Annotated in this window: 17 protein-coding genes; 11 read left to right on the forward strand and 6 right to left on the reverse strand. The window is 63.8% G+C overall.

What is annotated here, in order from left to right; genetic code table 11:
* Positions 1-49: 49 nt before the first annotated feature.
* Positions 50-325, reverse strand: coding sequence for a BolA family transcriptional regulator (locus CAP37_RS07795; protein WP_086123652.1), 276 nt, complete (start codon positions 323-325; stop codon positions 50-52).
* Positions 322-864 carry a septation protein A gene (locus CAP37_RS07800; RefSeq protein WP_086123653.1) on the reverse strand — a complete coding sequence of 181 codons (543 nt, stop codon included), beginning with the start codon at positions 862-864 and terminating at the stop codon, positions 322-324. Before CAP37_RS07800 ends, CAP37_RS07795 begins: the two co-directional genes overlap by 4 nt.
* Here CAP37_RS07800 and CAP37_RS07805 point away from each other — a divergent pair.
* Entirely contained in the window at positions 757-1,959 is a 1,203-nt protein-coding gene (locus CAP37_RS07805; RefSeq protein ID WP_256926994.1) for a DUF533 domain-containing protein, read from the forward strand. The two genes, CAP37_RS07800 and CAP37_RS07805, sit on opposite strands and share 108 nt — an antisense overlap.
* A 4-nt stretch (positions 1,960-1,963) precedes the next feature.
* Here CAP37_RS07805 and CAP37_RS07810 read toward each other — a convergent pair whose 3' ends face one another.
* Genes CAP37_RS07810 through CAP37_RS07825 form a run of 4 tightly spaced genes read right to left on the reverse strand, consistent with a single transcriptional unit; the run spans position 1,964 to position 5,840 of the window.
* On the reverse strand, positions 1,964-2,986 hold the full coding sequence (locus CAP37_RS07810) for an LLM class flavin-dependent oxidoreductase (protein ID WP_086123655.1): 1,023 nt from the start codon (positions 2,984-2,986) through the stop codon (positions 1,964-1,966).
* 4 nt (positions 2,987-2,990) lie between these two features.
* Positions 2,991-3,911: a cysteine synthase A gene (gene cysK, locus CAP37_RS07815; protein WP_086123656.1), complete on the reverse strand. Its 921-nt coding sequence runs from the start codon at positions 3,909-3,911 to the stop codon at positions 2,991-2,993.
* On the reverse strand, positions 3,908-4,327 hold the full coding sequence (gene msrB, locus CAP37_RS07820) for a peptide-methionine (R)-S-oxide reductase MsrB (protein WP_086123657.1): 420 nt from the start codon (positions 4,325-4,327) through the stop codon (positions 3,908-3,910). The genes cysK and msrB overlap by 4 nt, the downstream gene beginning before the upstream one ends.
* Positions 4,328-4,349: 22 nt before the next feature.
* Positions 4,350-5,840 carry a YdiU family protein gene (locus CAP37_RS07825; RefSeq protein ID WP_086123658.1) on the reverse strand — a complete coding sequence of 497 codons (1,491 nt, stop codon included), beginning with the start codon at positions 5,838-5,840 and terminating at the stop codon, positions 4,350-4,352.
* A gap of 170 nt (positions 5,841-6,010) precedes the next feature.
* Between CAP37_RS07825 and CAP37_RS07830 the strand changes: the two genes are divergently transcribed.
* The 10 genes from CAP37_RS07830 (at position 6,011) to CAP37_RS07875 (ending at position 19,258) form a co-directional block, all read left to right on the forward strand.
* Entirely contained in the window at positions 6,011-8,434 is a 2,424-nt protein-coding gene (locus CAP37_RS07830) for a response regulator (RefSeq protein ID WP_218776829.1), read from the forward strand.
* Positions 8,435-8,546: 112 nt separating this feature from the next.
* Positions 8,547-10,175 (forward strand): 3-(methylthio)propionyl-CoA ligase, encoded by a 1,629-nt coding sequence (locus CAP37_RS07835; protein WP_086123660.1) that lies wholly within the window; start codon positions 8,547-8,549, stop codon positions 10,173-10,175.
* A 140-nt stretch (positions 10,176-10,315) separates the two neighbouring features.
* Complete coding sequence (locus CAP37_RS07840) at positions 10,316-11,551, forward strand: branched-chain amino acid ABC transporter substrate-binding protein (protein ID WP_086123661.1); 1,236 nt, start codon at positions 10,316-10,318, stop codon at positions 11,549-11,551.
* Between the two features lie 101 nt (positions 11,552-11,652).
* Entirely contained in the window at positions 11,653-12,600 is a 948-nt protein-coding gene (locus tag CAP37_RS07845; protein WP_086123662.1) for a branched-chain amino acid ABC transporter permease, read from the forward strand.
* A gap of 4 nt (positions 12,601-12,604) precedes the next feature.
* On the forward strand, positions 12,605-13,900 hold the full coding sequence (locus CAP37_RS07850; RefSeq protein WP_086123663.1) for a branched-chain amino acid ABC transporter permease: 1,296 nt from the start codon (positions 12,605-12,607) through the stop codon (positions 13,898-13,900).
* The gene (locus tag CAP37_RS07855) at positions 13,897-14,685 is read left to right on the forward strand and encodes an ABC transporter ATP-binding protein (RefSeq protein ID WP_086123664.1); all 789 of its coding nucleotides are present in this window, start codon (positions 13,897-13,899) and stop codon (positions 14,683-14,685) included. Before CAP37_RS07850 ends, CAP37_RS07855 begins: the two co-directional genes overlap by 4 nt.
* Position 14,686: 1 nt before the next feature.
* Positions 14,687-15,382: an ABC transporter ATP-binding protein gene (locus CAP37_RS07860; RefSeq protein WP_086123665.1), complete on the forward strand. Its 696-nt coding sequence runs from the start codon at positions 14,687-14,689 to the stop codon at positions 15,380-15,382.
* Between the two features lie 122 nt (positions 15,383-15,504).
* Positions 15,505-17,616: a 3-hydroxyacyl-CoA dehydrogenase NAD-binding domain-containing protein gene (locus CAP37_RS07865; protein WP_086123666.1), complete on the forward strand. Its 2,112-nt coding sequence runs from the start codon at positions 15,505-15,507 to the stop codon at positions 17,614-17,616.
* Positions 17,617-17,632: 16 nt separating this feature from the next.
* Positions 17,633-18,808 carry an acetyl-CoA C-acyltransferase gene (locus CAP37_RS07870; RefSeq protein WP_086123667.1) on the forward strand — a complete coding sequence of 392 codons (1,176 nt, stop codon included), beginning with the start codon at positions 17,633-17,635 and terminating at the stop codon, positions 18,806-18,808.
* 12 nt (positions 18,809-18,820) lie between these two features.
* A complete protein-coding gene (locus CAP37_RS07875; RefSeq protein WP_086123668.1) occupies positions 18,821-19,258 on the forward strand; it encodes a PaaI family thioesterase in 438 nt (145 codons plus the stop codon).
* The last annotated feature ends 7 nt before the right edge of the window (positions 19,259-19,265 follow it).

Below are 19,265 nucleotides of genomic sequence, written 5' to 3' on the forward strand. Positions count from 1 at the left end.
TCAGCGGACAGGTATCAGAACGTAGCGCCAGCCTGCGTCATTTCGCGGCTCAGGCCTTGATCTCGATGGCCAGGGCGTGCAGGCCTGCGTCGGTGAATTTTTGCAGCGCATCATACACAAGCCGGTGCTGCGCCACGCGGCTCCGCCCGGCGAACACGGGCCCGCCAATCCGAACCCGGAAGTGGGTGCCGAAACCCAGGCCGTTGGCGCCCGCATGGCCCGCATGGTCGGCGCTCTCGTCGATCACTTCGAGTTGAACGGGCGATAGCGCTTCGCGAAGGCGGGCTTCGATGGCCTCGGCCGTGGGTACAGTGGGCTCGGTCATGATTTTTCCACCGCGTCGTCCTTGAGGTAGCGCGATATGTACAGGCCCTGGCCGACGATGAAGACCACCGGAAAGATGTAGCCCCAGAGCTTGAAGTCGACCCAGAACTCGGTGGAGAAATAGGCCGCCACATAGCCGTTGATGGCCGCCATGAAAAGGAAGTAAGCCACCCAGGCCACGGTGAGCTTCGCCCACACCGGCTCAGGCAGCTTCAGCTGACTACCGAGCAGGATCTGAAGGAAGTTTTTCTTCCAGATCCACAGGGCAGCGGCCAGCACGATCGCCATGCTGGCGTACAGCACGGTGGGCTTCCACTTGATGAAGCGTTCGTCCTGCAGGAAGAGGGTGAGGGCGCCGAACACCAGCACCAGCACCAATGTGACTTTGTGCAAGGTCTGCAAGCGTCGGTCAATGGCGTAGATCAGGGCGGTCTGCAAGACGGTGGCGGCCATCAGGACGCCGGTGGCGGTGTAGATGTCGGCCAACTTGTAGGCGGCCACGAACAACGCGATGGGAAAGAAGTCGATGAGGAAACGCATGCGGGGGATTATCGGGCTTGGGGCCCCGGGCACAGACTTAAGCGGGGATTGGGCCGGAACTCCGCGACACGGGCCAGACTCTTTCAATCGACCCGATCACCCCGATCAACATCTTCAAGGAACGCTTCCGACATGTCCCCTCAGGAACAACAATCCATCCTTTCCATTGCCCTGCTGGCGGCATTCGCTGATGGCAACAAGGCCGACGCCGAGCGCGAGTCGATCCGGCAGATGGCCGACACGCTGGGCCACGAGCCCGGTGGGAACGGCCTCGCCCGGCTGTACCAGGACGTGCTGCTCAAGCGCGTCTCGCTCAACGATGCGGTGGCTGGCCTGCAGGACCCGGGGCAGCGACAGCTGGCCTACGAGATGGCGGTGTGTGTGTGCGATGCGGATGGACGCCAGAGTCCGCCGGAGACCGCGTTCCTCAACGATCTGAAGACTCGCCTGAAACTGAATGCCACCGAGGCCACCGCTTTCGAGCGCGAGGCCGACGCCGTGGTCGATGCCGCCGAGGTGGCCGTGCCCGCCGTGGTGGCTGCAGCACCCGTGATCGCTGCGGTGCCCGCACCCACTGCGGCACGCGACGCCGAGCTGGACAAGTCCATCCTGAACTACGCGCTCCTCAATGGCGCACTGGAGCTGCTGCCGCAGTCCTGGGCGTCAATGGCCATCATTCCCCTGCAGGTGAAGATGGTGTATGCCGTGGGCAAGGCCCATGGCGTTGAGCTGGACCAAGGGCACATCCGCGAGTTCATCGCGGCGCTGGGCGTGGGCCTGACCTCGCAATACCTGGAACAGTTTGGCCGCAAGCTGCTCGGGGGCTTGCTGGGCAAGGCTGCCGGGCGCACGGTCGGGGGCATCGGCCGCGCGGCCACCGGCATGGCTTTCTCCTTTGCCACCACCTACGCGCTGGGCCAGGTGGCCAAGCGTTACTACGCAGGTGGCCGGGTCATGAGCACCGATCTGCTCAAGCAGACTTTCCAGGACTTGCTCGGCCCAGCGAAACAGATGCAGACGCAATACCTGCCTCAGATCCAGCAGAAGGCGGCCACGCTGGATGCGGGTCAGATCATGCAGATGATCCGGCAGTAAGGCCTCAGGCCAGTTGCGGCGTGGCCTGCGCGGCCATTGCTTCGGCTGTGATCGTCAGCGAGCGCAGCCGCAGCGCCGGGTCGTACAGGTCGCTCACGATCATGAACTCGTCTGCCTCGGTGGTTTCGGCCAGTGTGGTGAGCCCTTCGCGCACGCCCTGCGGCCCGCCAATCACGGCCATGGCCAGAAAGTCCGCAATGCCGGCGCGTTCCTGGGGATGCAGGCGTTCCATGAAATGCTCCACCGGGGGCGGCAGCAGGCCGCGCCGCCCGGTCAGGATGCCCAGCACGCGCTGGTAGGTGCTGCTGGCCAGGAATTCGGCTTCCGCATCGGTCGGTGCGGCAATCACCGGCACCCCGACGATGGCGTAAGGCTTTTCCAGCGTGGCTGAGGGCTGGAACTGGCGGCGGTACACGTCCAGCGCATGCATCAGCAAGCGCGGGGCAAAGTGCGAGGCGAAGGCGTAGGGCAGGCCGCGCTCGGCCGCCAGGCGCGCCGAGAACAGGCTCGATCCGAGCAGCCAGATGGGCACGTTGGTGCCGGCGCCGGGGTTGGCAATCAGGCGCTGCCCCGGCTGCGCGGGGCCGAGCAACTGCTGCAGTTCAGCCACGTCGCGCGGGAAGTCGGCTTCGGTTTCCACGCGATCGCGGCGCAGCGCGAGCATGGTGTGCGGGTCGGTACCGGGTGCGCGGCCCAGGCCGAGGTCGATGCGGCCCGGGTACAGCTCGGCCAGCGTGCCAAAGGCCTCGGCCACCACCAGCGGCGCGTGGTTGGGGAGCATCACGCCACCCGAGCCCACGCGCATGTGCTTCGTGCCGCCGGCGATGTGGCCCACCAGCACCGCGGTGGCCGAGCAGGCGATGCCGCTCATGTTGTGGTGCTCTGCCAGCCAGTAGCGGGTGAAGCCGAGCGATTCGGCATGCTGTGCGGTGCGCAGCGCCACGGCGAGTGCCTCGGCCACGGTGCCGCCTTCGCGCACGGCAACCAGATCGAGCATGGAGAGGCGGATGTCTTGCAAGGTTTTCATGGGATCAGGCCGGCAGGAAGCCTTCGATGGACAGATAGCGCTCGCCGGTGTCGTAGTTGAAGCCGAGCACCACCGCGTTGGCCGGCAGTTCGGGCAACTTCTGCGCGATGGCGGCCAGCGTGGCTCCCGACGAGATGCCCACCAGCATGCCTTCTTCACGCGCGCAACGGCGCGCCATCTCGCGCGCGGGTTCGGCCTCGACCTGGATCACGCCGTCGAGCAGGGTGGTGTCGAGGTTGTTGGGGATGAATCCGGCGCCGATGCCCTGAATGGGGTGAGGCGAGGGCGCACCCCCAGAGATGACGGGCGAGGCCGCGGGCTCCACCGCAAACACCTGCAGCCTGGGCCAGCGCGCCTTGAGCACGCGAGCCACGCCCGTGATGTGCCCGCCGGTGCCCACGCCGGTGATGATGGCGTCGACGCCATCGGGAAAATCGGCGGCGATCTCTTCGGCCGTGGTGCGCACGTGCACGTCCACGTTGGCCGGGTTGTTGAACTGTTGCGGCATCCACGCGCCCGGCGTGCTGGCCACAATTTCTTCGGCGCGCGCGATCGAACCCTTCATGCCCTTCTCGCGCGGGGTCAGATCGAAGCTGGCGCCGTAGGCCAGCATGAGGCGGCGGCGCTCGATCGACATGCTGTCGGGCATCACCAGAATGATCTTGTAGCCCTTGACGGCGGCCACCATGGCCAGACCAATGCCGGTGTTGCCCGAAGTGGGTTCAACGATGGTGCCTCCGGGCTTCAGCGCACCGCTCTTCTCGGCGTCTTCCACCATGGCCAGCGCAATGCGGTCCTTGATGGAGCCGCCCGGATTGCTGCGCTCGGACTTGATCCAGACCTGCTGGCTGGAAGCGCCGAACAAACGCTGCATGCGGATGTGCGGCGTGTTGCCAATGGTCTGCAGGATGTTCTGGGCTTTCATGGCGTGTCCTTGGTGGGCTGGTGTTCCAGCGAGGCGGAATTCATGCAGTAGCGCAGGCCTGTGGGCGTAGGACCGTCTGGAAACACATGGCCCAGGTGCGCGCCGCACTGGCTGCACACAGTTTCCACCCGCGCCATGCCGTGGCTGCGGTCGGTGATTTCGGTGATGGCGCCGGGCACGGCCTGGGAAAAACTGGGCCAGCCGCAGCCCGCGTCAAACTTGGTGCTGGCGTCGAACAGGGTGTTGCCGCAGCAGATGCAGTGGTAGCTGCCGTCCGCCCACACCTGTTCGTATTTTCCGCTGTATGGCCGCTCAGTGGAGGCCTGCCGCGTCACTTCAAAGGCGCGCGGCTCGGCACCTTTTTTCACCAGCAGTTCACGCCATTCGGCATCGGACTTGTGGACGGGAAAGTTCATGCGGATCTCCAGGTGAGTGGGGTCAGGAAGAGCAACTGATTTCAATCTGGCTGGCCCATTCGGGCGGAAATCCAGCCAGGTCGTCGTTCCCGGCAAGTTCCTCATATGGGTGCTCAAGCACATTCTGCAACCGCGCCAGCTCGGTGAAGTCGCCTGCCTTGGCGCGCTGGATGGCGAGTTCGCCGAGGTGGTTGCGCAGCACCACGTGCGGGTTGGTGCGCAGCATGTGGTTCTGCGTGGTGGCGGCATTGAAGCCGGGTTGGCCATGCAGACGTTGATGCCAGCGCGAAGTCCAGGCGTCGAAGGCTTCGCGTTGCAGGAAGAGGTCGCGCACCGGCTCCAGGGTGCCGCTGAGGGAATGGCTGAGCCGGCGCCAGAAAATGGTGAAGTCCACCGCGTCCTGCGCCATGAGCTTCATGAGGTCTTCGGTCAGCGCGGCATCGCTTCCGTCCACATCGGTCAGGCCCAGCTTGGCGTTCATGCGGCGCTGCAACGCAGCCGGCATCAGCGCCTTGTAGGGTTCCAGCGCGTCCAGCGCCTGCTGCTGGTCGTCCATCAGCGGGAGCAGGGCCTGGCCCAGCGCAAACAGGTTCCAGTAAGCGATGTTGGGCTGGCGGTTGTAGGCGTAGCGACCGCCCGTGTCGGAGTGGTTGCAGATGTGGCCAGGATTGAACGCATCGAGGAACTGGAACGGGCCGTAGTCGATGGTGAGCCCGAGGATGCTCATGTTGTCGGTGTTCATCACCCCATGGCAAAAGCCTACCGCCTGCCACTGCGCCACCATGTCAGCGGTGCGCGCGCTCACGGCTTCAAGCAGGTTGGCGTAGGGATTGCCCTGCGTCTCACGGCACGCTGGGTAGAACTGATCGATCACGAAGTCGGCCAGGGTGCGCAGGAGATCGTGCTGGCCCGTGTGCGAGAAATGCTCGAAGTGACCGAAGCGGATGAAGCTGGGCGCCACGCGCGTCACCACCGCTGCAGTTTCAATTTCTTCGCGACGCACCGGCGCAGGCGACCCGATGACGCACAGCGCCCTGCTGGTGGGAATGCCCAGCGCGTGCATGGCTTCGCTGCAAAGGAACTCGCGGATCGAACTGCGCAGCACGGCGCGCCCGTCGCCCATGCGCGAATAGGGCGTGAGGCCGGCGCCTTTTAACTGCACTTCCTGCGCACCGCTGACGGTGTTCACCTCGCCGAGCAGGATCGCACGGCCATCGCCCAACTGACCAGCCCAATGCCCGAATTGGTGGCCGCTGTAGACGCTGGCCAGCGGCTGCGAACCCAAGATTTCACCGTTGCCCGAAAACGCTTCCAGACCGGCAGACGATTGCAGCCAGGAGCGGTCCAGCCCCAGAAGATCGGCCACCGCCGTGCTGGTGCCCACCCAATGGGGACGGGGAAGCTGTGTGGGTTGCAGCCGGGTGAAGAAGGCCTCGCCGAGTTGGGCAAAGCGGTTGTGCCACGCCAGGCCCAGGTCCAGGGCCGCGCTGGGCGCATCGATCGCAGATGACATCGGAAGATTTTCCTTTGCTTGGGTTAACCCCGCTGTAGCAGGGCCAAGGAGTTGTGACAATACAAACAAAATAAGCCTTTTGTACTAATTTACCCCAGGGGGTTGTCTCCATGAATTTGCTTCGGGAACTTGTTGGCCGCCATCGCAGGTATCACCAGCTTGAACCCCAGATGCTCCGCTACGCCGCCATGGTGGGCCTGGTGGCGTATCCGTTGTTCTATTTGTCGCGCTTCACCAAGAGCTCGCCTGGCTACGACGATTGGCCGCTCAGGTTGGCGGCCATGCTCGCATGCCTGCTGATCCTCTTTCCTGAACACTGGCCACGCTCGCTCAAGCCCCATTTCCACCTGGTCGCATGGGCGGTTCCGATCTTCTGTTTACCGTTCCTGTTTGTATTCACGTCGCTCAAGAATGGAGGAGGTCCGGTTGCGGTAGGCAACACACTGATGGCCGCGTTCTTCATCATTTTGCTGACCGATCGACGCAACATGTTCGTGATGCTTGCGGCCGGCTTCATCCTCGCCTTCGGCGTCTATTGGGCCTCTGACCCGAGCCCCCAGCTACCGATGGACTATGTGGCGAGGCTGCCCATCTTGCTGGTGGTGGTGGCAGGAGGGACCTTGTTCAAACATGGCGTTGAGCGTGCTGCGGCCATCAAGGTACGGCAGGCCTATGCCTCGCTCGCGGGATCAATCGCCCACGAAATGCGCAACCCACTCACGCAGTTCAAGCTGAGCCTCGAAGCATTCCAGCGGGTGCTGCCAGTGCCCACCTTGGAGGTGGAGCGCCAGGAGCTGGCCGCTGGAGATCTGAACACTCTTTACGAGCACATTGCCCAGGGAGAACTCGCGGTGCAACGCGGACTGCAGGTCATCGCCATGACGCTGGACGAGGTGCACGACATGCCCTTGAACTCCGATGGCTTCAGCCGCCTGCTGGCGGGTGAAACTTGTGCAAGGGCAGTGCAAGAGTTCGGCTATGAAGATGCGACCCACCGTGCGCAGGTGAGCTTGAGAGTGGAGTGCGACTTCTTCTTTCGGGCAGACGAGACCGCTTTCTTGTTTGTCATGTTCAACCTGATCAAGAACGCGCTGGCGAATCCGGGCGTGCGGGTTCAGATCGTTGTCGATGCGGGCCAGATTGAGGTGCGCGATGATGGGCCCGGTATCGCCCCCGAAGTGCAGGCGCGGCTTTTTCAACCGTTTTACAGCCAGGGCAAGGCCGGTGGCACCGGTCTGGGCCTTGCGTACTGCGCGCGCGTTATGGGGGCGTTCGGCGGGAGCATTACCTGTTCGTCCGTGCCGGGCCAGTCCACCTGCTTTCGGCTGACGCTGCCGCTGGTTACAGCTGCTGAACGCAACAAGGAGCTCACGACGATGCTGGCAAAGTCGCGCGCACTGTTCGACGGCCGACGCCTTCTGGTGGTGGAGGACAACGCGGCAGTGCGTTTCCTCACCCGCCACAAGCTCGCATCCATGGGCGCCGTGGTCGATGAATGCTCAGATGGGGAGCAGGCCTTGCACATGCTGGCGCAGCAGCGCTACGACCTGATCGTGCTCGATCTCCACCTGCCCGCAATGGATGGCTACGCCCTGACCAAGCGCATTCGCGCAGGCCAACCCGGCATCGATCCGCAGTTGTGCATCGTCGCCTACTCCGGCGAGCCGATGGCTGTGGCCCAGATCAAGACGCGCAAGGCAACGATGAATGGATTTGTTGCCAAGCCAAGCGAGCAGTGTGCGCTGCTGAAAGCACTGTGCGATGCGATGGAGACCAGCCAGGCACGCGTCGCGGCGCAACAGGCGCCGTCGCTGGCCGGGCGTGCCGTTCTGCTGGCCGATGACAACGCTTACATCCGCAAGACCGTGGCCGCCTCGTTGCGTGCTGAGGGCGTTACCGTGGTCGAAGCGGACAACGGGCACAAGGTGATTTCGCGGCTCGCGACCATGGACCGCTGCGACGCCATTCTTCTGGACATCGAAATGCCCGGCATGGATGGCATTGAAACGGCTGGCGCCATTCGCGCCAGTGCCCTGGCGTGCCGACGAGCGCCAATCCTGGCTCTCACTGCGCATTCCTCGCCGAGCGTGTTGCAAGAAGCCCGGCGTGCCGGGATGGATGATTTGCTGGTCAAGCCCTTTGACATGGCCATGCTTCTTGAAAAATTGCATGCCTTGCCCCTGTGTGGCGCAGTGCGTGCCCGTGCACCGGAATCGAACCATCTGACGGGCGCCGACACCGTCAATCTGCTCGATATCAAGCGGCTTGACAACCACCGGCGCATTGGCGTGCTGGACGAACTGATGGTGGAGTATCTTCCCGCCATCGACCGCCTTCTTTGCGATGTGGAGGCCTCAGCGATGGCACAAGACACAAAAGCCTGCAGCGAGGCGCTTCACTCGCTCGTGGGCATGAGCGGCGAAGCTGGTGCCCAGGCGCTGCACCGGCTCGCGCGCCAGTGCCACGACCCCCTGGTTGAGGAGGGTCGCTGGCCCGCCCAAGCAGACTGGACGGGCGCGCTTCGCGAACTCGCCACCCAGACCCGGCGGGCACTGACTGACTACGCGGCCCCTGTTGAAGCAGGCAAAGACTGACCAGGCACCGACGATGCCCGGGCTGCCTGTTTCCTCCGGGACAACCCGCGCCATGTTGACCCGGTGCGCGGGCTAACATGCCCTTATCTTTTCAACCCCGACGGAGACCTCCATGCTGGGCCAGATGCAGAGCCAACCACTGCTGATTTCTTCCCTGATCGATCACGCTGAACGGCACCATGGCGAGGGCGAAATCGTCTCGCGCCGTGTCGAGGGTGACATCCACCGCAGCAACTGGCGCGAGGTGGCGCGCCGTTCCCGCCAGGTTGCCAATGCGCTGGATGGCCTGGGCTTGCCCATGGGGGATCGCGTGGCGACGCTGGCGTGGAACGGTTACCGCCATCTGGAACTGTATTTCGGCGTCAGCGGTACCGGCCGCGTGCTGCACACGCTCAATCCGCGCCTGCACCCCGACCAGCTGGTCTGGATCGTCAACCACGCGGAAGACCGGGCCTTGTGCTTCGACATGAGCTTCCTGCCACTGGTCAAGGCGGTGGCGGCGCGTTGCCCCACGGTGAAGCACTGGGTGGCGCTGTGCGACGCGGCGGCGTTGCCGGCCGACAGCGGCATCCCCGGCTTGCTGAGCTATGAGGCCTGGATCGGTGCCCAGCCGGATACCTGCACCTGGCCTACCTTCGACGAGAACAGCGCCTCCAGCATGTGCTACACGAGCGGCACCACGGGCAACCCCAAGGCCGCGCTGTATTCGCACCGCTCCACCTTGCTGCACGCCTTCGGCGCGGCGCTGCCCGATGCCATGAGCCTCTCGGCGCGCGACAGCGTGTTGCCGGTGGTGCCCATGTTTCACGTCAACGCCTGGGGCATTCCGTATTCGGCCGCAGCCACCGGCTGCAAGCTGGTTTTCCCGGGTCCCGCGCTGGACGGCAAGTCGGTCTACGAACTCATCGAGGCTGAAAAGGTCAGCATGGCGGCCGGGGTGCCCACGGTATGGCAGATGCTGCTGGGCCACCTGCAGGCCGGCGGCCTGAAATTCAGCACCCTGAAGCGCACGGTCATTGGCGGCTCGGCCTGCCCGCCGGCCATGATCAACGCCTTCAACGACCAGTACGGCGTCGAGGTGCTGCACGCCTGGGGCATGACGGAGATGTCGCCCCTGGGCACGGTCTGCACGCTCAAGAACGCGCAGCTCTCGCTGCCGGCCGATGAGCGGCTCAAGGTGCGCCTGAAGCAGGGTCGCGCCATCTTCGGCGTGGACATGAAGATCGTCGACGAGGCGGGCGAGGAACTGCCCTGGGACGGCAAGAGCTACGGCGATCTGCTGGTTCGCGGACCGTGGATCATCGCCAGCTATTTCAAGGGCGAAGGCGGCGATCCGCTGCGCGACGGCTGGTTTCCCACCGGCGACGTGGCCACCATCGACGCCGATGGCTTCATGCAGATCACCGACCGCAGCAAGGACGTGATCAAGTCCGGCGGCGAGTGGATCAGCTCGATCGACGTGGAAAACATCGCCATGGCCCACCCGGCGGTGGCGATGGCCGCCTGCGTGGGCATGCGCCATCCCAAGTGGGACGAACGCCCCATCGTGGTGGTGGTGAAGAAGCCGGGCGCGGAGGTCACGCGCGAGGAGCTGCTGGCCTTCTACGAAGGCAAGATCGCCAAGTGGCAGGTGCCCGACGACGTGGTGTTCGTGGAAGCCATCCCGCTGGGCGCCACCGGCAAGATGCAGAAGATGACCCTGCGTCAGCAGCTGCAGGACTACGTGCTGCCGGGCGTCTGAGCCCTGCGCCAGTCGCCCACCGGACAAAAGACAGCGGTTCAGTCGCCCGCGTGATAGCCCCTAGGGGCTATCCCTGAGTGATGCGCAGCAGGGGGCTTGTAAGCTGTGCATCGCCCCCCAACCACCATCCGGAGACAGACATGCACTTCGCCGTCAAGAGCCTCACCGCCGCAACCCTGATCGCCTGTGCCTTCGCAGCGCAGGCCCAGAAAGGTGAAACCGTCAAGATCGCGTTCATGGATCCGCTCTCCGGACCGTTCGCCAACGTGGGACAGAACCAGCTCAAGAGCTGGCAGTTCGCCGCCGAACAACTCTCCGGTGCAAAGAACCCGGCGGGTGTGAGCTTCCAGGTGGTCGGCTTCGACAACAAAGGCTCGCCACAGGAGAGTCTGAACACGCTCAAAGCCGCCATCGATCAGGGTTTCCGCTACGTCACCCAGGGCAACGGCTCGGGCGCTGGCCTGGCCATCCTCGATGCGGTGGCCAAGCACAACGAGCGCAACCCCGGCAAGGAAGTCATCTACCTGAACTACGCCGCGGTCGACCCCGCCATGACCAACGAGAAGTGCGACTACTGGCACTTCCGTCTGGACGCCGACACCACCATGAAGATGGAGGCGCTCACCACCTTCATGAAGGACCAGCCCAAGGTCAAGAACGTGTATTTGCTCAACCAGAACTACTCGCACGGCCAGCAGGTGGCCAAGTACTTCAAGGAAGGCATCAGCCGCAAGCGCCCGGACGTGAAGATCGTCGGTGAAGATCTGCATCCCATTGGCCAGGTGAAGGACTTCGCGCCCTACGTGGCCAAGATCAAGCAGTCCGGCGCAGACACCATCGTCACCGGCAACTGGGGCGCCGACCTCACCCTGTTCGTGAAGGCCTTGAACGACGCCGGCCTGAAGCTGCCGATGTACACCTACTACTCCGGCGTCACTGGCACGCCCACCGCGCTGGCCGCCGGCGGCGAAGGCGAGGTCTATGTGATCGCCTACGGTCACGCCAACCACAGCGGCGAGATCGGCAGGATGGCCGCAGAGTTCAAGAAGAAATTCAACGACGACTACTACACCTACGCCACCTACAACGGCATCAATCTGCTGAGTGGGGCAATTGCCAAGGCCAAGTCGAGCGACCCGGTGAAAGTGGCGGCGGCCATGGAAGGCCTGTCCTTCAAGAGCTTTGCAGGCGAAGTGACCATGCGCAAGAACGACCACCAGCTGCAGCAGTCTATGTTCGTCACCAAGTGGCAGAAGGTCGATGCCAAGAACCCCTACAGCGTGGAAAACACCGGCTTCACATTTGCACCCATCAAGCAGATGGACCCGTATGTGGCCAGCACGCCCACCAGCTGCCAGATGAAGCGGCCTTCCTGATTTCAGGAACCACCGGTTCGGGCTGAGCCTGTCGAAGCCCGTTTGCCCCTCGATACGATCAGGGTGAACGGGCTTTTCTGTTTCCACCGCCAGCACACCTCATGGAATTCTTCACCATCTTCCTGCTCAACGGCCTGAGCTACGGGCTGCTGCTGTTCATGCTGAGCTCCGGGCTCACGCTGATCTTCAGCATGATGGGCGTGCTCAACTTTGCGCACGCCAGCTTCTACATGCTTGGCGCCTACTTCGCCTACAGCACGACCCAGTTCATGGGCTTCTGGCCGGCGCTATTCATTGCACCGGTGCTGGTGGGCCTGCTGGGCGCGGTGTTCGAGAAGTACTGCCTGCGCCGGGTGCACAAGTTCGGCCACGTGCCCGAGCTGCTCATCACCTTTGGCCTGAGCTTCATCATTCTCGAGATGGTGCAACTGATCTGGGGCACCAGCTCGGTCGATTACCGCGTGCCTGCCGAGCTCTCCGGCCCGCTGTTCACCATCTACGGCACCCAGTTCCCCATGTACCGGGGCTTCATGATGCTGGTGGCCGTGCTCATGCTGATCGCCATCTGGCTGCTGCTCACGCGCACGCGCATCGGGCTGGTGATCCAGGCCGCGCTCACGCACCCTGAAACGGTGGAAACGCTGGGGCACAACGTGCCGCGTGTGTTCATGCTGGTGTTCGGTGGTGGCGCGGCGCTGGCCGGCCTGGCCGGTGTGATCGGCGGCAACGCCTTCGTCACCGAACCGGGCATGGCCGCCACCGTGGGCTCGGTGATCTTCGTGGTGGTGGTGGTGGGCGGCATGGGTTCGCTGTCGGGCGCCTTCGTGGCATCGCTGCTCATCGGCATCGTCCAGACCTTTGCCGTGGGCATCGACAAGGCGCTGGTGGATCTGGTACAGGTGGTGGGCGTCACGCTCACACCCGAGACCTTCGGCTGGGCCGTGTGGAAACTCAAGATCAGCCAGATTGCACCCATCCTGCCGTATGTGTTCCTGGTGCTGATCCTGATCTTCCGGCCCAAGGGGCTGCTCGGAACGCGGGAGGGCTGAAGCCATGGCGAGCAAATCACACTATCAGTTCAAGCCCTTCAACGTCGGCCGCTGGATCGTCTGGGGCCTCTACGCCTTCGTGCTGCTGGTCGCGCCGCTGATCTTCACCAGCAGCCTGAGCCAGACCATGCTCAGCCAGATGGGCATCGCCATCATCGTCTGCCTCTCGTACAACATGCTCCTGGGGCAGGGCGGCATGCTCAGCTTCGGGCACGCGGTGTACTCGGGTCTGGGCGCCTTCCTGGCCATCCACACGCTCAACCTGGTGAGCAATGGCCAGTGGCCCATCCCGGTCAGCCTGGTGCCCATTGTGGGTGGTCTGGCCGGCGTGGCCTTTGCCCTGGTGTTTGGCTGGGTCACCACCAAAAAGGCGGCCACTCCGTTTGCCATGATCACGCTGGGCATTGGCGAGCTGGTGTACGCCATGTCGCTCATGTTTCCCGAGTTTTTCGGTGGCGAGGGCGGCATTGCTGGCAACCGCGTCACCGGCTCACGGCCCATGGGCATCACCTTCGGGCCGCAGATCCAGCTCTACTACCTGATCGCGATCTACACCTTTGTGTGTACCGGGCTCATGTACGCCTTCACGCGCACACCGCTGGGCCGCATGCTCAATGCCGTGCGCGACAACCCGGAGCGCGTGGAGTTCGTGGGCTACAACACCCAGGTGGTGCGCTACCTGGCTTTCGTGATTGCGGCTTTCTTTGCCGGCATCTCCGGCGGGCTGGCGGCGCTGAACTTCGAGATCGTCACCGCCGAAGTGGTGGGCGGTGCGCGCTCGGGCGCCTACCTGCTGTTCACCTTCCTCGGTGGCGCCACCTTCTTCTTCGGCCCCATCATCGGCGGCATCCTCATGGTGCTGGCGTTCGTGCTGCTGTCCGAATTCACCAAGGCCTGGCTGCTCTACCTGGGGCTGGTCTTCCTGTTCATGGTGATGTATGCGCCTGGCGGTGTGGCCAGCCTGATCATGATGAATGTGCGCGTCGCCGCCTTCGGCATGCTCAAAAGGGTGTGGACGAGTTATCTCGCGCTGGGTCTGCTGGCGCTGGTGGTGCTGGTGGGAGCGGGCGCCATGATCGAGATGGTCTACCACCTTCAGCTCAACGCCGCGCTGGGTGACGAACTCCAGTTTTTGGGCGCCACGCTGAACGCGCGCAGCGCCAACAGCTGGTTCGGTTCCGCCTTTGTGATGCTCACCGGCCTGGGCTTGTTCGAGCTTGCGCGGCGTCAGTTCCTGCGCGAATGGCACGACATCCAGGTCGAGATCGAACAGGAAATCAAGCGCAGGGAGGCGCTATGAGCGCAGCAGTGAACAACCAGACACCCGCACTTGAGCTGCGCGACTTGCGCAAGCGCTTTGGCAAGACAGAAATCATCCGTGGCGCGAACCTGGTGGTGAATCCTGGTGAGCGTGTGGCCATCATCGGCCCCAACGGCGCCGGCAAGTCCACCCTGTTCAACCTGATCTCGGGCCGCTTCGAGCCCACCAGCGGCGACGTGCTGCTGGCCGGGCAGCGCATCAACGGTTTGAAGCCGTACCAGATCAACCGGCTGGGCCTCTCGCGCAGCTTTCAGATCACCAACATCTTTCCCAAGCTCAGCGTATTCGAGAACCTGCGCTGCGGCGTGCTCTGGAGCCTCGGCTACAAGTACACGCTGTTCAAGTTCCTTGCAGATCTGGACGACGCGAACCAGCGCGCCGAAGAACTCATGCAGATGATCCGCCTCGACCGCAAGCGCGACGTGCTCGCCATGAACCTCACCTACGCCGAGCAGCGCGCGCTGGAGATCGGCATCACCATTGCCGGTGGCGCGCATGTGATCCTGCTGGACGAACCCACCGCCGGCATGAGCAAGAGCGAGACCTCCCGCTTCATCGACCTGATCCGCGAAGTGACTGTGGGCAAGACGCTGCTGACCGTGGAGCACGACATGGGCGTGGTCTTTGGCCTGGCGGACCGCATTGCGGTGGTGGTCTATGGCGAGGTGATTGCCTTCGACACACCGGAGGCTGTGCGCGCCAATGCGCGCGTTCAGGAAGCCTACCTGGGCACCATGGCTGAACAACAGGCTGCAGGACACTGACATGCTCGACATCAACAACCTGCATGCCTACTACGGCAAGAGCCACGTGCTGCATGGCGTCACGTTCCAGGTGGGAGCCGGCGAGATCGTGGCCCTGCTCGGGCGCAACGGCTCGGGCCGCTCCACCACGGCCAAGGCCATCATGGGTCTGGTCGAATGCACTGGTCATGTGAGCTGGAAGGGCCAGGAGATTCTGGGCAAGAAGCCGTTCGAGATCGCTCACCTCGGCATCGGCCATGTGCCCGAGAACCGCGACATCTTTCCCAAGATCACCGTGCACCAGAACCTGATGCTCGGCCAGAAAGGCAAGGGGAAAGGTTCGCGCTGGGGCTTCGACGACATGTACACCATGTTCCCGCGCCTGAAGGAGCGCCAGCACACCGAGGCCGGCGTGCTCTCTGGTGGCGAGCAGCAGATGCTCACGCTGTGCCGCACGCTCATGGGCGACCCGGACCTGATCATCATCGACGAGCCCACCGAGGGCCTCGCGCCCAAGATCGTGGAGCTGGTCGGCGAATACCTGCAGAAGCTCAAGGCGCGCGGCGTGGCGGTGCTGCTCATCGAACAGAAGCTCACCATCGCCATGAGCATTTCCGACCGGGCGCTGGTGATGGGGCATGGCAGCATCGTGTTTCAGGGCACGCCGGAAAGCCTGCGGGCCGATCCCTACACAAGAAAAGAGTGGCTTGAGGTCTGAAAGCGCAGGTCTTCTCAAGCCAGACAACCCGGCGACACCGCCCCCTTGCCGCACCGCACAATCCCCCTAGAATCGAACGATCGTTCTTTTTCAGCGCACCCCCGTACCACGAAGGAGCTTCCATGACCGCTGAGTACCAGGTCCACGGCGATGTCGCCGTCATCACCATGAACAACCCGCCGGTCAATGGCCTGGGGCTGTCGACACGCCAGGGCATCGCTGCCGGTCTGGAGAAGGCCGAGGCCGACCCCGCCGTCAAGGCGATCGTGCTCACCGGCGCCGGCAAGGCGTTTTCAGGGGGTGCCGATATTCGCGAGTTCGGTTCGCCCAAAGCGCTGGCCGAGCCCAACCTGCTCTCGGTGATTCTGGCGGTGGAGAACGCTTCCAAGCCGGTGGTGGCGGCCATTCATTCGGTGGCCATGGGCGGCGGGCTGGAATTGGCGCTGGGCTGCCACTACCGCATCGCTGCGCCCGGCACCAATGTGGCTTTGCCGGAAGTGAAGCTCGGCTTGATCCCCGGCGCGGGCGGCACACAACGCCTGCCGCGTGCGCTGGGCGTGGAGCCGGCGCTCAACATGATCGTGAGCGGTGAGCCTGTGAAGAGCGAAATGCTGGCGCAGTTGCCCGGCCAGATGCTGTTCAACAAGCTGTCCGCCTCGCCCGAAAGCCTGGCCGAGGAGGCGCTGGCCATGGCGCGCGAGATGGCCGCGAAACACGCCGACGGCAGTGCGTTGCCCAAGGTGCGCGACTTGCCGTGCAAGCACCCGAAGGGCGAGGCTTATTTCCAGTTTGCGCGCAACATGGTCAAGGGCATGTCGAAGAACTTCCCGGCGCCGGCCAAGTGCGTGGACGCGGTGGAAGCCGCCACCAAGAAGCGGTTCGACGATGGCATGGCCTTCGAGCGCGAAATCTTCATCCACCTGATGTGGACGCCGGAGTGCCGCGCGCTGCGCCACCTGTTCACCGCCGAACGCGCCGCCAGCAAGATTCCGGACGTGCCGGACGACACGCCCAGGCGCGAGATCGCCTCGGTGGCCATCATCGGCGCCGGCACCATGGGCGGCGGTATCGCCATGAACTTCCTCAATGCCGGCATTCCGGTGAAGCTGCTCGAGATGAAGCAGGAGGCGCTGGACCGTGGCATTGCGACCATCCGCAAGAACTACGAGGCCCAGGTGAAGAAGGGCAAACTCAAGCAGGACAAGTATGAACAACGCATGGCGCTGCTCAGCACCACACTGAGCTACGACGACATCGGTTCGGCCGACCTCGTCATTGAAGCCGTGTTTGAAGAGATCGGTGTGAAGGAAGCGGTGTTCAAGGAACTCGACCGCGTGATGAAGCCGGGCGCGATCCTGGCCTCCAACACTTCCACGCTCGACGTGAACAAGATCGCGAGTTTCACCAAGCGCCCGCAGGACGTGGTGGGCCTGCACTTCTTCAGCCCGGCCAACGTGATGAAGCTGCTGGAAGTGGTGCGCGGCGAAAAGACCGCCAAGGACGTGATGGCCACCGTGATGACCGTGGCCAAGAAGATCAAGAAGACGGCGGTGGTTTCCGGCGTGTGCGATGGCTTCATCGGCAACCGAATGATCGAGCAATATGGCCGCCAGGGTGGATTCTTGCTGGACGAAGGCTGCACGCCCGAGCAGGTGGACAAGGCGATGGAGAAGTTCGGCATGGCCATGGGCCCGTTCCGCATGGGCGACCTGGCCGGCAACGACATTGGCTGGGCGATTCGCAAACGCCGCTACCAGGAAAAGCCAGACATGAAGTACAGCAAGACCGCCGACCTGCTGTGCGAGAAGGGCCGTTTCGGCCAGAAAACAGGCGCCGGCTGGTACGACTACGTGCCGGGCAAGCGCGATGCGATCCCGAACGCCGAAGTGGTGAAGATGATCGAGGACCACCGTGCCTCGCTCGGCATCAAGCCGCGCAAGATCTCCGACGAAGAAATCGTGCAGCGCCTTGTGTATGCCTTGGTGAACGAAGCCGCGCACATTCTGGAAGAGGGCATTGCCAACAAGGCCAGCGACATCGACGTGGTCTACATCTTCGGTTATGGCTTCCCCGCGCACCGCGGCGGCCCGATGATCTACGCCGACACGGTGGGCCTGTTCAACGTGGTGCAGAGCATGAAGCGCTTCGCGAAGAACCCGCTGGACGATGCGAAGTTCTGGGAGCCCGCGCCCCTGCTGGCCCGATTGGTCGCCGAAGGCAAGTCCTTCAACTGAATCAGGAGAACATTTCATGACCAACGCCGTCATCGTTTCCACCGCCCGCACGCCCCTGGCCAAGAGCTGGAAGGGCGCCTTCAACATGACCCACGGCGCCACCCTCGGCGGCCACGCAGTGCAGCACGCCGTGCAGCGCGCCGGCATCGAAGCCGCTGAAGTGGACGACGTCATCATGGGCTGCGCAACCCCCGAAGGCGCCACCGGGGCCAACATTGCACGCCAGATTGCACTGCGCGCCGGCCTGCCCATCACCACCTCGGGCATGACGGTCAACCGTTTCTGCTCGTCTGGTCTGCAGACCATTGCCATGGCAGCACAGCGCATCGTGGCCGGCGAGGGCGACGTGTTTGTGGCCGGCGGCGTGGAGAGCATTTCCTGCACGCAGCAGGAAATCAACACCCACATGCTGACCGATCCGTGGCTCGTGGCGAACAAGCCCGAGATCTACTGGAACATGCTGCAGACCGCCGAGCAGGTGGCCAAGCGTTACAACATCAGCCGCGACGCCATGGACGAATACGGCGCTGCCAGCCAGCAACGCGCCACCGCCGCGCTGGAAGCCGGCCTCTTCAAGGCCGAGATCGCTCCCATAACGGTGACTGCCGGTGTGGCCGACAAGGTGATGGGTCTCACCACGAAGCAGGTCACGGTGGAGAACGACGAAGGCATTCGCGCTGGCACCACCAAAGAAGGCATCAGCGGCATTCGCCCAGCCATTCCCGGCGGTGTGATTTCGGCTGGCAATGCCAGCCAGTTCAGCGACGGCGCCGGCGCCTGCGTGGTGATGAACGAAACCCTGGCCGAGAAGCGTGGCCTGCAACCCCTGGGCCGTTTCCTAGGCTTCGCGGTGGCGGGCTGCGAGCCGGACGAAATGGGCATCGGCCCGGTGTTTGCCATTCCCAAGGTGCTGGCTCGCCTGGGCCTCAAGGTGAGTGACATAGACCTGTGGGAACTCAACGAAGCCTTCGCCGTGCAGGTGATCTACTGCCGCGACAAGCTGGGCATTCCGGGCGACCTGCTGAACGTGAACGGCGGCGCCATCGCCGTGGGTCACCCCTATGGCGTGTCCGGCCAGCGCCTGACGGGCCACGCATTGATCGAAGGCAAGCGCCGTGGTGCGAAAAAGGTCGTGGTCACCATGTGCATTGGTGGTGGCATGGGTGCCGCCGGCGTCTTCGAAGTTTTGTAAGGACGCACCGCCATGGCCGAGGCCAGCGTCAGCCCCGAGGAGTTTCTGGCCATGGGGCGCGAGGTGCTGGCGGCTCAGCCTTTCTCGCGCCTCATCGGCGCCGAGCTCGCCGCGTTCTCCAGAGGGCACTGCGAACTGCATGTGCCCATTGGTGAGTCGGTGAAGCAGCAGCACGGCTTCGTGCACGGCGGCGTGTTGAGCTACGCCGCCGACAACGCGCTCACCTACGCCGGTGGGAGCGCTCTGGGCGTGCCGGTGGTCACGGCGGAGTTCAAGATCAACTACTTGCGGCCTGCGATCGGCGAGCGCTTGATTGCGCGGGCCGAAGCGGTGCACACCGGCAAGACGCAATCGGTCTGCCGCTGCGATGTGTTCGTGCTGAAGGACGGCGCGGAAAAGCTCTGCGCGGTGGCGCAGGGCACCATCGCCGCGTTGCCGCGCCAGAACTGAACAAGAG

Source organism: Hydrogenophaga sp. IBVHS1 (genome assembly GCF_002127265.1).
Taxonomy (GTDB): domain Bacteria; phylum Pseudomonadota; class Gammaproteobacteria; order Burkholderiales; family Burkholderiaceae_C; genus Hydrogenophaga.